Raw genomic sequence first — 13,233 nt, 5'->3', positions numbered from 1 at the left:
AAAGGAGGCAATAAGATGAATTGGAAAAAAGTGGTCGGTAGTTCTGTGTTAAGTTTAGTACTCCTTGCAGGTTGCGGAGGCGGACAGGGTAGTTCAACAGGAACGAAAAGTGAGCCAGCTAGTAATGGCGCACAAGGGGGAAAAACTTTTAAGGTAGGTATTACGCAAATTGTTGAACACCCATCATTAGACGCAGCAACAGATGGCTTTAAAAAGGCATTGGAAGATGCAGGGGTTAAGGTTGAATATGACATGCAAATAGCTCAAGGCGATCAAAATAACAATCAGACCATTGCTAACAACTTTGTTGGTGAGGGAGTTGATTTAATCTTCGCTAATTCAACACCAAGTACGCAAGGTGCATTAAATGCAACGAAGGATATCCCAATTGTATTTACATCCGTATCAGATCCGGTTGGCGCAGGTTTAGTTGCAGCAATGGACAAGCCAGGTGCAAATATTACTGGTACAACAGATACTCATCCGGATGCAATTCCAAATACAGTTAAATTTATCGATAAGTATTTTAAAGGTAAGCGGGTCGGTATGATTTACAATGCAGGGGAACAAAACTCAGTAGCACAAGTTGGTCTTGTTAAAAAAGCAATGGAAGGTACAGACCTCAAGGTTGTTGAAGCATCCGTTTCTACATCTGCAGAAGTGAAACAAGCGGCTGAGTCATTAGTTGGCTCTGTTGATGAACTCTACGTTATTACAGATAATACTGTAGTTTCCGCTTTAGAAAGTGTTATTGCTGTTGCGAACGAAAATGATATTCCACTATTTGTGGGTGAATTGGATTCTGTAGCTCGTGGCGGTTTTGCTGCTTATGGCTTTGATTTTTATGATATTGGTTACGAAGCTGGGCAAATGGCGGCACAAATCTTAAAAGGTGAAAAGACAACGGCGGATTTACCTGTTCAGTATCCACAAAACTTGAAATTGCAAATCAATAAAAAAGCAGCAAAAGAAATGGGTATTGAAATCAACCCTGAATGGGATGGCATTGCTGAATACGTAGAATAATATTCAAGATAGATGATAGATTCGTATAACAAAATGGTTGAGAGGATGAGCGTTCATGTTCGTAGCAATATTTGGCTCGATAGAATCAGGAATTATATATGCAATTATGGCTCTAGGTGTTTACCTCTCTTTCCGGATACTCGATTTTCCAGATTTAACAGTTGATGGTAGCTTTGTGACAGGGGCGGCAGTTACTGCCGTCCTTATTGTTAACGGGGTTAATCCATTTATAGCAACCATTGCTGCTTTGTTTGCTGGATTTTTGGCCGGATGTATAACGGGGTTATTGCATACGAAAGGGAAAATTAATGCCCTTTTAGCAGGTATCTTAATGATGATTGCCCTTTATTCTATTAATCTTCGAATTATGGGGAAATCAAATGTTCCCCTATTAAATCAAGAAACTGTGTTGACAAAGTTAACTAATTTCTGGCAATCTTTAGGTTTGGATAATGGGATTAATCAGTTTTTAACGAATATGGGTCTAGAAAATTATGTGCCGAAAACATGGGCTGTATTAGCTTTTATGGCAATTGTGACGGTTATTATTAAGTTTATTACAGATTGGTTTTTACGTACAGAAATTGGCTTGGCACTTCGTGCAGTTGGCGATAACAGAAAAATGATTTCAAGCTTTTCAGCAAATACAGATATTTTAACAATCGTAGGTTTAGGAATATCCAATGCACTTGTTGCTTTCTCAGGTGCGTTGATTGCTCAATACAATTCTTTTAGTGATGTTGGTATGGGAATTGGGATGATTGTGATTGGCTTAGCTTCCGTTATTATTGGTGAAGCATTATTTGGGACGAAAACAATTGCACGCACAACCCTTGCGGTAATCGGCGGTGCAATTATTTATAGAATTGTGTTGGCACTGGCATTAAAAGCAAAGTTTTTAGAAACTGGCGATATGAAATTAATTACGGCGACTATCGTTGTTCTTGCCCTTACTATTCCAAAGATTATTGATGGTCAAAAAGAAAAGAAACGCAAGCAAAAACGCAAAATCGCACAATTTAAAACAAGTGAAGGGGGCGAACACCATGTTGCATCTAAAGCAGATCTTTAAGGTGTTCAATGAAGGAACATTGGATGAAAAAATTGCCCTGAATCAAATTAATTTATCACTTGCTCCTGGCGATTTTGTAACGGTTATCGGAAGTAATGGTGCGGGAAAATCGACATTAATGAATATGATTTCTGGTGCATTAACCCCCGACGTTGGCTCCGTTGTTATTGATGGCCAAGATGTCACTAATTTACCTGAGTATAAACGTGCACGGCTCATTGGCCGTGTGTTTCAAGACCCGATGGCGGGAACTGCACCGACAATGACGATTGAGGAAAATTTAGCGATGGCCTATTCGCGGGCAACACGAAGAACACTAAGAAAAGGTGTTACGAAAAAACGCCGCGATTATTTTAAGGAACAACTGGCAGGCTTGCATATTGGACTTGAAAATCGTTTGAATGCGAAGGTTGGTCTTCTGTCCGGCGGTGAGCGTCAAGCTCTTTCACTGCTGATGGCGACTTTTACAGAGCCAAAGATTTTGTTGCTGGATGAACATACAGCTGCACTGGATCCTTCACGGGCTGAATTAATCACGAATATTACAAAGGAAATCGTTGATAAACTAAATTTGACTACATTAATGGTTACCCATAATATGCAGCAGGCTATCGATTTAGGGAATCGTTTGATCATGATGGATAAAGGTCAAATTATTTTTAGCGTCTCAGGGGAAGAGAAACAGAAATTAACCATTGAAGACTTGCTAAATGAGTTTAAGCGGATACGTGGAACAGGAATGGCAAGTGATCGCTCGTTGTTGGGGTAGTTGATTAGTTGATTAGGGCTGATGGGAAATTTCCGTCAGCCTTTTCTTTACAATACTTCCATTTAAAATTTTTGATTAAATTCTATTAATCATTTATTGTAATAGAAGATAGAAAGATTACTAGAAGAATGGGGAGATGAAATGAAAAAACGACTGGCAATCTTATTGTCCATCATAATGGTCTTCACTTTAACTCCTTTCCTAACCGTTGATGCGGCTCAAAAATTAAATATGACCTATTTATTTATGAGCAGTGCTACTGATCCTATCAAATATGTAAACATGACAAATCATTCCCTTGACCAAGTATCCCCACGATACTTTCAAATTTTAGACGATGGTACATTGGATGTTGCGATTCCATCCAATAGCAAATCAGTCATTTCAGAGATGCATAAGCAAAATATTAAGGTAGTGCCATTTCTAGCAAATAATTGGGCACATGGGGAAAAAATGTTTGCTAATAGTGAAAATATAGCAAATCAAATTGTAAATGCAGTTAAGGAAAATGATTTAGACGGGATTAATATTGATGTGGAGGGCTTAGGTGCAGCGTACCGAGACCAATTTACAAATTTTATTAAAATTTTAGATGAGAAGCTACCAGCAGGGAAAATGCTTACGATTGCTGCTGCGCCAAATCCATGGGGCACAAATAAAGGCTGGCAAGGTTTTTATGATTATCAAGCCCTTGGAAAGTATGTTGATTATTTATTCATTATGACGTATGACGAAAGAGGCGGAGGTTCTAAAGATAACGGGCCTGTAGCAAGTATTTCATTTATTGAAAAGTCAATTCAATATGCACTGCAATATGTTGCACCGGAAAAAGTAGTCTTGGGTATTCCGTTTTATGGACGTGTTTGGAACATGGAAGATGTGAAGGATACACTGAACCAAAACACGAATAAGGTTTTAGGAGAATCTATTTCTTTAAATAAGATTCAAAGCTTGTTAGATACGTATAATGTAACAGTTTCCTATGACCGAAATTCAGAAAGTGTAAAGGGGACATTTACGATTAAACAAGGTGACCCTGAATACCAACTTAAGTCTTGGCAGCCTGCTTTAAAACCGGGCACATATGAAATTTGGTACGAAAACACTGATTCGATTAAAGCGAAGCTTGCATTAGTTCAGAAATATAACCTAAAAGGGGTCGGCAGCTGGAGTTTAGGCCAAGAAGATCCAGCTATTTGGTCGGATTTCCGGTTATGGTTGGATGGTCTTGATTTTAAAGATGTAGGCATTAATCACTGGGCATTGAATTCAATTGCTTTCGTTAAAGAAAAACAATGGATGCTTGGAAAAGGCAACGTTACTACATTTAAACCAGCTGATTCCTTGACTAGGGCAGAAGCTGCTACTATATTAGTTCGTGTCCTTCACCTTGGACTAAAGGAGGGCCCCTCCTCTCCCTTCACAGATGTAGGCTCTGCCCATCAATGGGCAAGTACTAATATTGAAATTGCAAGACAGCATGGTGTTATGAAAGGTACAGGGGATACGACATTTTCACCTGGTAAAGCATTAACAAGGGAAGAAATGGCAGCTATTCTTAACCGCCTAATTGGGAACCAATTCCCTGAGGGAGTACAGACGAAACTAATGTTTAAGGATCAAAATGATATTTCGGAGTGGGCATATCCTTCCATTGTACACATGAGTGAAAATTATATTTTCTCAGGGTACAACGATGGTACATTCAAACCAAAGAAGGAAATTAACCGCGCCGAAATGGCGGCATTATTAGAAAGAATTTCTAAGTATTTTCCAGAGTAAATACTATGTACTGTTATATGCATCGGCAAAATTGCCGGTGCATTTTTTTAAAATGTTGAAAAAAATTTAATTTTCTAAGAAAATAATAAATGGAAGGGAGAGGAGAATTTGACTACAACTACTGTTATTGCGAAAAAACAATCCCATTTTAAAAATGGGCTCCAGGACGGTATTAGTATTGGGATTGGGTACTTACCGATAGCGTTGACATTCGGACTGTTGGCAAAGTCTACAGGCTTAAGCCTCGGTGAAACTGTTTTAATGAGTATACTTGTATACGCTGGGGCGTCGCAATATATTGCTTTAAACTTGATTGCTCTCGGAACAAGTCCAGCAGCCATCGTGATTACAACCTTTATTGTCAATATAAGGCATTTCTTAATGACAGCATCCCTAAATGAAAAAACAGATAAAGACCATCCTCTCATTAAAGCGATTTATGCTTTTGGGATCACAGATGAAACATTCTCAGTTGCTGCGACAAAAGAAGGTAAAGTTACGACATCGTATATTTTTGGGCTCACACTTGTGGCTTATGGCAGTTGGGTGATCAATTCAGGGATTGGCCATTTTGTTGGTGCAAGTTTGCCGGAAGTATTGCAAGAAAGCATGGCGATCGCTCTTTATGCGATGTTTATTGGTCTATTAGTGCCATCTCTAAAAAGACAAAGAAAAATTGTTGTTTTGGCGGGACTTGCAGCAATTTTAAATAGTCTATTTACCTATATATTACCGCCGGATTGGTCTGGTTGGGCGATTGTTAGTGCTACACTGCTTTCGTCAGTAGGAGTCCAATTAATATATAGAAAAATAGAGGGGGCGGGTAGAAATGGATAAATCCATTGTTTTCATGATTATTGGCATGGCCATTGTTACATATCTACCGAGGATGCTGCCTCTAGTTGCCCTAAATGGAAAAAAGATGCCTCCATTCTTACAAGCTATCCTTAGTAATGTCCCGTTTGCGGCACTTGGGGCATTAATCGTACCCGGGATTTTCTTAATCAATGATAATATTTGGTATGGTGTCATTGGTGCGGGAGTTGCATTCATAGTTGCGTATCTCGGTGCCAATGTTATCGTTGTCGTGATGAGCTCGATTGCGGCTTTAACTATTTTTTCATTATTTTTGTAAAGAAAGCACCCTTTTGGGTGCTTTCTCTTATTATTTCCGTTATCATTTTATAACTGTAAATTGATATTTTTCCATTAAATGCATATCCATAGCATCGGCATGAAAGTAGACAAAATATGTCCCAGGTTCTGCAAGCTTTACCGCAGCACGGTAAATACCATCACCTTTATTCTCAGCAGGAATTGTCGTATGTTCCTCATCAGCTTTTTCTTCTAACCAATATTCAAATTTTACATCAGCATCTTTAACCGCTTTATCACCAGCCGTAATTTTTAAATCAAAGGTAATCGGTTCGTTCACTTTAACGGTTTCGGCTGAAAGTGTAAATGCTGCTTCAGGAAATACAAATTCCTCCTCTTTACTAGAAGTGCAGCCAGCTAATAAAATGACGACTAAGAAAAAGGGAATTACTAATTTTTTATGCATTTGTTACCCTACTTTCAATTTTTATCAAGCTCATTCATAATCCTTTTATAAATTCGATCATTATCAAAGCCTTCGCCCATTGGTAAGGATTCTACTAGTCTATTTTTATCGTTTAGCATATAGGTGAAGGTAGTATGAACGAAGTTACCTGTACCAGGGTCCCTATACATAAACTGGAAAGGACTTGCTACTTTTCTAACATCTTCATCCGTTCCCCTTAGGAAATGCCAGCCGGCATTATCATCAGTTACATTAAATCGTGCAGCATATTGGCGTAATTTTTCCTGTGTATCCCGTCTTGGATCGATGGTGATTGTAATAAATTCAACTTTATCTCCAAAAACACCATCGGCTTCCAACTTCTTACGTAATAAATTCATTCTTAATGATGTAGTTGGACAAACGTCAGGGCAATTCACGTACATAAATTCAATTAAACGAATTTTTGGCGGCAGGTTGGCGAATGAATATTCACCGCCGAAAGCAGTTTCCATTACAACCTCTTCAGGAAGTTTAACACTTCCAGGCCGGATGACTGTCAAATAAAGAATTCCTGCAGAAATCCCCAATACAGCCAGAGTTATAAATGTAATATAAATTTTTTTCAACAATAACACCTCATCATGATTAATAGTAGGTCTTACTTCTATGATACAATAGGTAGTTAAAAGAAAACAGAAACAGGTGTTGAAAAAACGTGAACTTTGTTTGAACATGCAGAATAAATAATATCTGTTCTAAATTAGTTTATACTAACTACAATAATGATATATAAAGTTTGTACATGAAGTGTAAACGTTCATTGGAAAGGGGAGGAGATTCGTTGAATAAGTTTTTGAAATGGCTTTTTCTTGGTTTTGCCATATATGCGGCTATTGTTGTAACCTACTTTCTTTTTATCTACGATTCATCCGTTTTACCGGACATTTATAAAGGTTCTGCTACTGACCCGCATACCTTTATGAATGAACGTCAGTTGGAATTAACGTATGAATACACAAAAATCAGGCATATTATCTTCTTTTTATTAACTCCTTTTGATTGGGTTTTATATATTGCCATATTGGCTTTAGGTTTCTCTACACGATTTCGAAATTGGTCAGAAGCTGTTACAAAGTACTCTGTCATTCAAAAAGCAATCTATGTATTCTGGCTATCATTAGTAAGCTTTGTGGTGATGTTACCGATTCATTTCACTACCTATCAATTTTCAAAAGTCTACGGCATATCTACATCAACGTTTCCAATTTGGATGAAAGATCAGTTTACCGATTTTTGGATTAATTACGTACTCTTGGTTTTACTAGCGAGTGTTGTTTATTTGCTTATTCGAAAGTACGAAAAACGCTGGTGGTTTTATGCATGGGCTATTTCAGTCCCTTTTACAATATTTCTAATGTTTATTCAGCCGGTCATTATCGACCCACTTTATAATGACTTTTACCCACTAAAGGATAAGCAACTCGAGGAAAAAATATTAGGTCTTGCAAGTCAAGCGAAAATACCGGCAGAGCATGTTTATGAAGTGAATATGTCTGAAAAAACAAATGCCTTAAACGCTTATGTAACAGGTATCGGCTCAAATTCGAGGATTGTTCTTTGGGATACGACTTTAAATAAACTAAATGATGATGAAGTTTTATTCATCATGGCACATGAGATGGCCCATTATGTTAAAAAACATATCTATATTGGAACAGGTGCCTATTTAATTATTTCATTTATTGGCCTATTTTTAGCATCGAGAATTCTAAAGTGGTCTGTTCTTAAATTTGATAAACCATTAAAGTTGCGTGGAGTACAGGATATTGCCGGCCTTCCCTTACTATTATTGATTATTTCGTTACTTACCTTTCTTTCAAGTCCACTTAGTAACGCATTTTCAAGATACTTAGAACACACTGCTGATGTATATGCAATTGAAATGACGAAAGATAAAGCTCCAGCTATTAGCGGCTTTCAGAAATTAACGATTGCTGGTTTAAGTGAAGTGAATCCGCCAGCATTTGTAAAATGGCTTCGCTATGATCATCCAACCATGCTGGAAAGATTGAATTTCCTAGAGAATTTCGATGTAGATAAATAAGCATAATTTTAAAAAGGGGCCTTTTTTTGCGAAATGTAGAAAAATTTCGCAAAAAGGGGTTTCTTTTTTAAATATCCTGTTATATAATACAAACAGAAGCAAACAACCGTGTAGTATAACAAACACAACAAAGAATCAACCTACTTAAAGGAAGGAGTGGAAACTTACCCAAAAACTATCAATATAGCAAACTATGTGGGTAAACTGGTCTCAAAATAGACAAGAAGCTTTGGGGGAAAAGTTTAACGGTTCAATTCGTTAAGCAAAGAGGGGCTTAAAGAACGGTAAAAGGGTACTTAATAAAAAATCATTAGTACAGATTGCAACACAATTAAAATATAAAAGACACACAGAGAGGGGAAATACAGGGATGACAAATCAAGAAAGAATTGCAAAGTTAGAAGAAAGTTGGAAAATGGATAGCCGTTGGAATGGTGTGACAAGACCTTATTCTGCAGAGGATGTAATTCGTCTTCGCGGTTCATTAGATATTGAACATACACTAGCAAAAGTTGGTTCTGAAAGACTTTGGAAATTATTAAATGAAGAAGATTTCATTAATGCACTTGGAGCATTAACAGGAAATCAAGCAGTACAACAAGTAAAAGCTGGACTTAAAGCTATTTACCTAAGCGGATGGCAAGTAGCAGCAGATGCTAACCTTGCAGGTCACATGTATCCAGACCAAAGTTTATACCCAGCAAACTCTGTACCAGCTGTAGTAAAACGCATTAACCAAGCACTACAACGTGCAGACCAAATTCAAACAACTGAAGGTAAAGACGACACTTATTGGTTTGCTCCGATTGTTGCAGATGCTGAAGCTGGATTTGGTGGAGCACTTAACTGTTTCGAATTGATGAAAGGTATGATCGAAGCTGGAGCATCAGGTGTTCACTTCGAAGACCAATTATCTTCAGAGAAAAAATGTGGTCACTTAGGTGGTAAAGTATTATTACCAACTCAAACAGCTGTTAGAAACTTAGTTGCTGCTCGTTTAGCTGCTGACGTTATGGGTACACCAACTGTATTAGTAGCTCGTACAGATGCTGATGCAGCAGATATGATTACAAGCGATATCGATGATAACGACAAGCCATTCTTAACTGGTGAAAGAACTCCAGAAGGTTTCTATCGCACAAAAGCAGGTGTTGACCAAGCAATTTCTCGTGGTTTAGCATATGCGCCATATGCTGATTTAATTTGGTGTGAAACGTCTACACCAGACCTTGAGCAAGCTCAAAAATTCGCTGATGCAATTCATGCGAAGTTCCCAGGCAAAATGCTTGCTTACAACTGTTCACCATCATTTAACTGGAAGGCTAAACTTGATGATGAAACAATTGAAAACTTCCAAAGAGAAATTGCGAAAATGGGCTATAAATTCCAATTCGTTACATTAGCTGGTTTCCATGCTCTTAACCACGGCATGTTCCAATTAGCAAAAGGATACAAAACTCGCGGCATGGGTGCATACTCTGAATTACAACAAGCTGAATTTGCTGCTGAAGCTGATGGCTATACTGCAACTAAGCACCAACGTGAAGTAGGTACTGGATATTTTGATGAAGTTTCACAAATCGTTACTGGCGGTCAATCTTCAACAACTGCAATGAAAGGTTCTACTGAGGAAGCACAATTTGCAAAATAAGTTTTGAATTGATTTATCAAGTTAACTAACGTTCATTCTCCTGAACATAAATTATTATGGCTGTGTCAATTGTGGAAACGCGATTGGTACAGCCTTTTTTTTGTAAGAAAAAAGGAAGCGCTTGCGCCTCCTCGTTACGTTTGGATCTCAAGTAATTTCTTATACTGTTCTGTAAGTAGATAAAATTGAATTTGGTCTCTTGCATCTAAAGCATCATTGATTTGATTTTTTAATAAATCTTTTTTGTAATTAAAATGGGCTTCGTCAATAATCATTTGGACATATACATCGAAAACATAGTTACCTTCAGCATTACGTAAATCTGAATTGCTATTCTTTTGAGTTGCATATGGCTTTCTATTCTCCATGATTTTTATCACCCCTGATGCTCTTTTTATTATTATAGTAGTGTAGAGGTGAATTTTCAATAGTCTTTTCTAATTATTCAGAAAATTAAATTTACAAAGTTGGGAATATTTAAAACCCCTCCTTCATTTTGCGTACTATTTTTGAAAAAGGAAAAGCCCATTATTTGGGCTTTATGTGTGTGATCAAATATTCGTCATCTGTAATATATAAATCGATGGTTGGCCTTTCATGAATAAGATTATTTTTTTCCAATAATAAATAGCTTACTTTTTTATATGGATCCCCCTGTGTTATTGGTACCTTATTATACATTTGCACATAACGATCAACGGCATTTTGAATTAAATCTAAAAAGTAGGGTATTTCTTTGTCTTTTTCTTCAAAAATTTCATATGTTTCCTTAGACATATAAAATGATTTGTCAGGAATTCCATTTAGGTAAGGTTTTAATAAATCAAAGTCAATGGAATGGTCTTCTTTCACTAATACCTTAGTTGTTACACCCTTTGGCGCATTTAAAGCAAAATCACGAACCGCCTTTTTTATTGACTCTAAATCACAACTATGTATTTGATAATTTGCATTTTCTGGTTTTTGTTTGTTATTTCCCCATTTCCACATAATTTTCTCCCCTTACTTTTAATGAATTTTCTTATTTAGAATAAAATAATAACCGGAGGTGGTTCAAAAATGACTTTATCCAGAAGACGGAATATCAAGCTCGAAACAGAAATATCTTTAGACACGCCATTAAATCCCCACATTAGCTTAGGAGTTGATACAGATATAATGGCACCCTCTGGAAAAGATTATATAACCGGTGAATCAGTTGATGAGCATCGTATTGTCGAACAAGCAAATGAGTATTTAGCTGAAGAAGAAATAAAACAACAATTTGAAAATTTATAATGAGTAGCCAAAGGCTGCTCATTTTTGGTGGTAAGCTTTTTGAAAATTTAAAAATATGCTTACAAAATTTTGTTGTTTTGTGTTAATATAAAAAATAAAGAAAAATTTGTCAAACGTTGTCATCACATTTTCTTTTAAAATTTTATTTTATTAAATAAGAGGTGGATGAACTTTATGAGATCACTGAATAAAGCGATGTTTGTTAACGAATTTGAAGTTAATCCTTACACAATGGCCATCGTGGGTGAAAAAGGAAGCAATGATCAACCAGTTTATTCCCGTATTCTAGAGGTTGAAAATGAGTTCTTGGTCAAAATGAAACCTACTTTGGTAATGGATAAAAGCTGTAAATACTTTGGTAGCAGTCTAAAGGGTAGGCAAGAAGGCACCAAAGAACTTACCGGTATAACCTATAAAGCCCCAATTGCAGTTGACCCTACAAATGAAATCTACATGTTTCCTACAATCTCACCACATAAAGACACTTGTGCTTGGATTTCACATTCATATATTCTTAATTACAAATCCGCAGGACCTGAAAAGACCATCGTTACATTTACCAATAATAAATCAATTACCCTTAATATTTCTAAAGGCTCGTTCGAAAATCAGTTAAACAGAACAGCTCAATACAGGTTTATTCTCTCCAACCGAATTTTTAAAAAGCGTGATTAGATGCTTGGAAATTTGTAATTATAATATTGAAATCCCCTCACTCATACTGGGAAAATTGAAACTAGTGTAGTAAACTTCATATAGGGAAAATATAAAGTTATTAATGCATGTTTGTGAGGGATATCAAAAAAATGGACTTTGAGTCTTTAAAAGCTTTTTTTACTATGGATAACATTTTGATGCTACTTAGAGAATATGCGGCACTTGGACCTATACCAGGTATATTGCTGCCAATGCTTGAGGCCATTTTACCAATCTTTCCGTTAGTGTTATTTGTTTTAGCTAATGCAGCTGCTTTTGGCTTGTGGGAAGGATTTATTATTTCATGGATTGGTGCATCCCTTGGTGCATTAATTGTATTTTTTTTAATTCGAAAATTTGGAAGACAAAGATTTTTTAACTTCTTAACTAAACACCAAAAAGTCAGGAAGTTGATGAATTGGGTAGAACGTCATGGCTTCGGCTTTATCTTTTTAATGTTCTGTTTTCCTTTTTCTCCATCAGCACTAATTAACGTGGTAGCAGGTTTATCTAGGGTAAGCAAAAAACAATTTATTCTTGCGGTTTTATTAGGAAAGTTGGTTATGATATTTACAGTTTCTTTTATAGGCTATGATATAAAGGCTTTAATATATCAACCGGTTAAGACAATCTTTGTTTTATTATTAATGTTTGTACTGTGGTTTATTGGGAAAAAAATCGAAAGAAGGATACATACAGAATAAAAATAAAATAGATTATAAAAGTAAGGGGGAATGTCAATGGTAGGAAAAAAAGAAACAGAAGGTTTAGAGTGGCTTAGAACAATTGGCATAGCACTTATTATTGCAGTCTTTTTTCGGACCTTTTTCTTTTCGAGTTATATCGTTGACGGGGAGTCTATGATGCCGACATTGGAAAACGGAAATTTACTTATTATAAACAAAATAGTGGATGAAGAAAATGATTTTAACCGATTTGACGTCATTGTATTTCATGCAAATAGCGAAGATGATTATGTAAAAAGAATAATTGGATTACCAGGAGACAGAATCGAATATAAAAACGATATATTATATATTAACAACAAAGCTGTTAAGGAACCATATTTAGTTAAATATAAAAAAGCTGTTAACGGTGAGAAATTAACAGGTGATTTTACTTTGAAAAGTATCACAGGAAGTGAAGTTGTTCCTGAAGGATCTATTTTTGTTTTAGGTGATAACAGACGAGATAGCTATGATAGCCGATATTTCGGATTTGTGCCGATTGATAGTGTTGTTGGAAAGGTAAATTTGAGGTACTGGCCAATTGACGAAATCAATACTGAGTTTTAGAAAAAGGCAATGGTGTA

16 protein-coding genes are annotated in these 13,233 nt (G+C 36.4%); 12 read left to right on the top strand and 4 right to left on the bottom strand.

The genetic code is table 11. From position 1 onward, the window contains the following. Nucleotides 1-15: 15 nt before the first annotated feature. The 6 genes from ACNQFZ_RS05950 (at nucleotide 16) to ACNQFZ_RS05925 (ending at nucleotide 5,784) form a co-directional block, all read left to right on the top strand. Nucleotides 16-1,026 carry an ABC transporter substrate-binding protein gene (locus ACNQFZ_RS05950; RefSeq protein WP_458414407.1) on the top strand — a complete coding sequence of 337 codons (1,011 nt, stop codon included), beginning with the start codon at nucleotides 16-18 and terminating at the stop codon, nucleotides 1,024-1,026. A 55-nt stretch (nucleotides 1,027-1,081) separates the two neighbouring features. Further along, complete coding sequence (locus ACNQFZ_RS05945; protein WP_458414406.1) at nucleotides 1,082-2,098, top strand: ABC transporter permease; 1,017 nt, start codon at nucleotides 1,082-1,084, stop codon at nucleotides 2,096-2,098. Then, a complete protein-coding gene (locus ACNQFZ_RS05940) occupies nucleotides 2,073-2,867 on the top strand; it encodes an ABC transporter ATP-binding protein (protein ID WP_458414405.1) in 795 nt (264 codons plus the stop codon). The genes ACNQFZ_RS05945 and ACNQFZ_RS05940 overlap by 26 nt, the downstream gene beginning before the upstream one ends. A gap of 141 nt (nucleotides 2,868-3,008) precedes the next feature. Next, nucleotides 3,009-4,649, top strand: a complete 1,641-nt coding sequence (locus ACNQFZ_RS05935; RefSeq protein ID WP_458414404.1) for a glycosyl hydrolase family 18 protein — start codon at nucleotides 3,009-3,011, stop codon at nucleotides 4,647-4,649. A 108-nt stretch (nucleotides 4,650-4,757) separates the two neighbouring features. Next, complete coding sequence (locus ACNQFZ_RS05930; RefSeq protein ID WP_458414403.1) at nucleotides 4,758-5,486, top strand: AzlC family ABC transporter permease; 729 nt, start codon at nucleotides 4,758-4,760, stop codon at nucleotides 5,484-5,486. Then, nucleotides 5,479-5,784 carry an AzlD domain-containing protein gene (locus ACNQFZ_RS05925; RefSeq protein ID WP_458414402.1) on the top strand — a complete coding sequence of 102 codons (306 nt, stop codon included), beginning with the start codon at nucleotides 5,479-5,481 and terminating at the stop codon, nucleotides 5,782-5,784. Before ACNQFZ_RS05930 ends, ACNQFZ_RS05925 begins: the two co-directional genes overlap by 8 nt. A 42-nt stretch (nucleotides 5,785-5,826) precedes the next feature. Here the strand turns inward: ACNQFZ_RS05925 and ACNQFZ_RS05920 are convergent, their stop codons facing one another. Further along, the gene (locus ACNQFZ_RS05920; RefSeq protein WP_458414401.1) at nucleotides 5,827-6,210 is read right to left on the bottom strand and encodes a FixH family protein; all 384 of its coding nucleotides are present in this window, start codon (nucleotides 6,208-6,210) and stop codon (nucleotides 5,827-5,829) included. A gap of 14 nt (nucleotides 6,211-6,224) precedes the next feature. Then, a complete protein-coding gene (locus ACNQFZ_RS05915) occupies nucleotides 6,225-6,818 on the bottom strand; it encodes an SCO family protein (RefSeq protein ID WP_458414400.1) in 594 nt (197 codons plus the stop codon). A gap of 215 nt (nucleotides 6,819-7,033) precedes the next feature. Between ACNQFZ_RS05915 and ACNQFZ_RS05910 the strand changes: the two genes are divergently transcribed. Then, entirely contained in the window at nucleotides 7,034-8,296 is a 1,263-nt protein-coding gene (locus tag ACNQFZ_RS05910) for a M48 family metallopeptidase (RefSeq protein WP_458414399.1), read from the top strand. Nucleotides 8,297-8,666: 370 nt separating this feature from the next. Beyond that, complete coding sequence (gene aceA, locus ACNQFZ_RS05905; protein ID WP_458414398.1) at nucleotides 8,667-9,947, top strand: isocitrate lyase; 1,281 nt, start codon at nucleotides 8,667-8,669, stop codon at nucleotides 9,945-9,947. Nucleotides 9,948-10,081: 134 nt separating this feature from the next. Here the strand turns inward: aceA and ACNQFZ_RS05900 are convergent, their stop codons facing one another. Together ACNQFZ_RS05900 and ACNQFZ_RS05895 are read right to left on the bottom strand one after the other, a co-directional pair. Continuing rightward, entirely contained in the window at nucleotides 10,082-10,315 is a 234-nt protein-coding gene (locus ACNQFZ_RS05900; protein WP_458414397.1) for an IDEAL domain-containing protein, read from the bottom strand. A 160-nt stretch (nucleotides 10,316-10,475) separates the two neighbouring features. Then, nucleotides 10,476-10,937 (bottom strand): DUF3939 domain-containing protein, encoded by a 462-nt coding sequence (locus ACNQFZ_RS05895; RefSeq protein WP_458414396.1) that lies wholly within the window; start codon nucleotides 10,935-10,937, stop codon nucleotides 10,476-10,478. A 69-nt stretch (nucleotides 10,938-11,006) separates the two neighbouring features. Here ACNQFZ_RS05895 and ACNQFZ_RS05890 point away from each other — a divergent pair, with 69 nt between their 5' ends. The 4 genes from ACNQFZ_RS05890 (at nucleotide 11,007) to lepB (ending at nucleotide 13,216) form a co-directional block, all read left to right on the top strand. Beyond that, nucleotides 11,007-11,225: a hypothetical protein gene (locus ACNQFZ_RS05890; RefSeq protein WP_458414395.1), complete on the top strand. Its 219-nt coding sequence runs from the start codon at nucleotides 11,007-11,009 to the stop codon at nucleotides 11,223-11,225. 174 nt (nucleotides 11,226-11,399) lie between these two features. Next, nucleotides 11,400-11,900 (top strand): competence protein ComK, encoded by a 501-nt coding sequence (locus ACNQFZ_RS05885; RefSeq protein WP_458414394.1) that lies wholly within the window; start codon nucleotides 11,400-11,402, stop codon nucleotides 11,898-11,900. Between the two features lie 131 nt (nucleotides 11,901-12,031). Then, nucleotides 12,032-12,625: a TVP38/TMEM64 family protein gene (locus ACNQFZ_RS05880; protein ID WP_458414393.1), complete on the top strand. Its 594-nt coding sequence runs from the start codon at nucleotides 12,032-12,034 to the stop codon at nucleotides 12,623-12,625. Nucleotides 12,626-12,661: 36 nt separating this feature from the next. Beyond that, nucleotides 12,662-13,216, top strand: a complete 555-nt coding sequence (lepB, locus tag ACNQFZ_RS05875; protein ID WP_458414392.1) for a signal peptidase I — start codon at nucleotides 12,662-12,664, stop codon at nucleotides 13,214-13,216. Nucleotides 13,217-13,233 lie beyond the last annotated feature (17 nt).

It is taken from the genome of Schinkia acidoalkalinis (assembly GCF_054301215.1).
This window is presented reverse-complemented; position numbering and strand designations above follow the sequence as displayed.

Coding starts and splice junctions, on each gene's coding strand:
- ACNQFZ_RS05950 (WP_458414407.1), top strand. CDS start 16: ATGAATTGGAAAAAAGTGGTCGGTAGTTCTGTGTTAAGTTTAGTACTC.
- ACNQFZ_RS05945 (WP_458414406.1), top strand. CDS start 1,082: ATGTTCGTAGCAATATTTGGCTCGATAGAATCAGGAATTATATATGCA.
- ACNQFZ_RS05940 (WP_458414405.1), top strand. CDS start 2,073: ATGTTGCATCTAAAGCAGATCTTTAAGGTGTTCAATGAAGGAACATTG.
- ACNQFZ_RS05935 (WP_458414404.1), top strand. CDS start 3,009: ATGAAAAAACGACTGGCAATCTTATTGTCCATCATAATGGTCTTCACT.
- ACNQFZ_RS05925 (WP_458414402.1), top strand. CDS start 5,479: ATGGATAAATCCATTGTTTTCATGATTATTGGCATGGCCATTGTTACA.
- ACNQFZ_RS05920 (WP_458414401.1), bottom strand. CDS start 6,210: ATGCATAAAAAATTAGTAATTCCCTTTTTCTTAGTCGTCATTTTATTA.
- aceA (WP_458414398.1), top strand. CDS start 8,667: ATGACAAATCAAGAAAGAATTGCAAAGTTAGAAGAAAGTTGGAAAATG.
- ACNQFZ_RS05900 (WP_458414397.1), bottom strand. CDS start 10,315: ATGGAGAATAGAAAGCCATATGCAACTCAAAAGAATAGCAATTCAGAT.
- ACNQFZ_RS05895 (WP_458414396.1), bottom strand. CDS start 10,937: ATGTGGAAATGGGGAAATAACAAACAAAAACCAGAAAATGCAAATTAT.
- ACNQFZ_RS05890 (WP_458414395.1), top strand. CDS start 11,007: ATGACTTTATCCAGAAGACGGAATATCAAGCTCGAAACAGAAATATCT.
- ACNQFZ_RS05885 (WP_458414394.1), top strand. CDS start 11,400: ATGAGATCACTGAATAAAGCGATGTTTGTTAACGAATTTGAAGTTAAT.
- ACNQFZ_RS05880 (WP_458414393.1), top strand. CDS start 12,032: ATGGACTTTGAGTCTTTAAAAGCTTTTTTTACTATGGATAACATTTTG.
- lepB (WP_458414392.1), top strand. CDS start 12,662: ATGGTAGGAAAAAAAGAAACAGAAGGTTTAGAGTGGCTTAGAACAATT.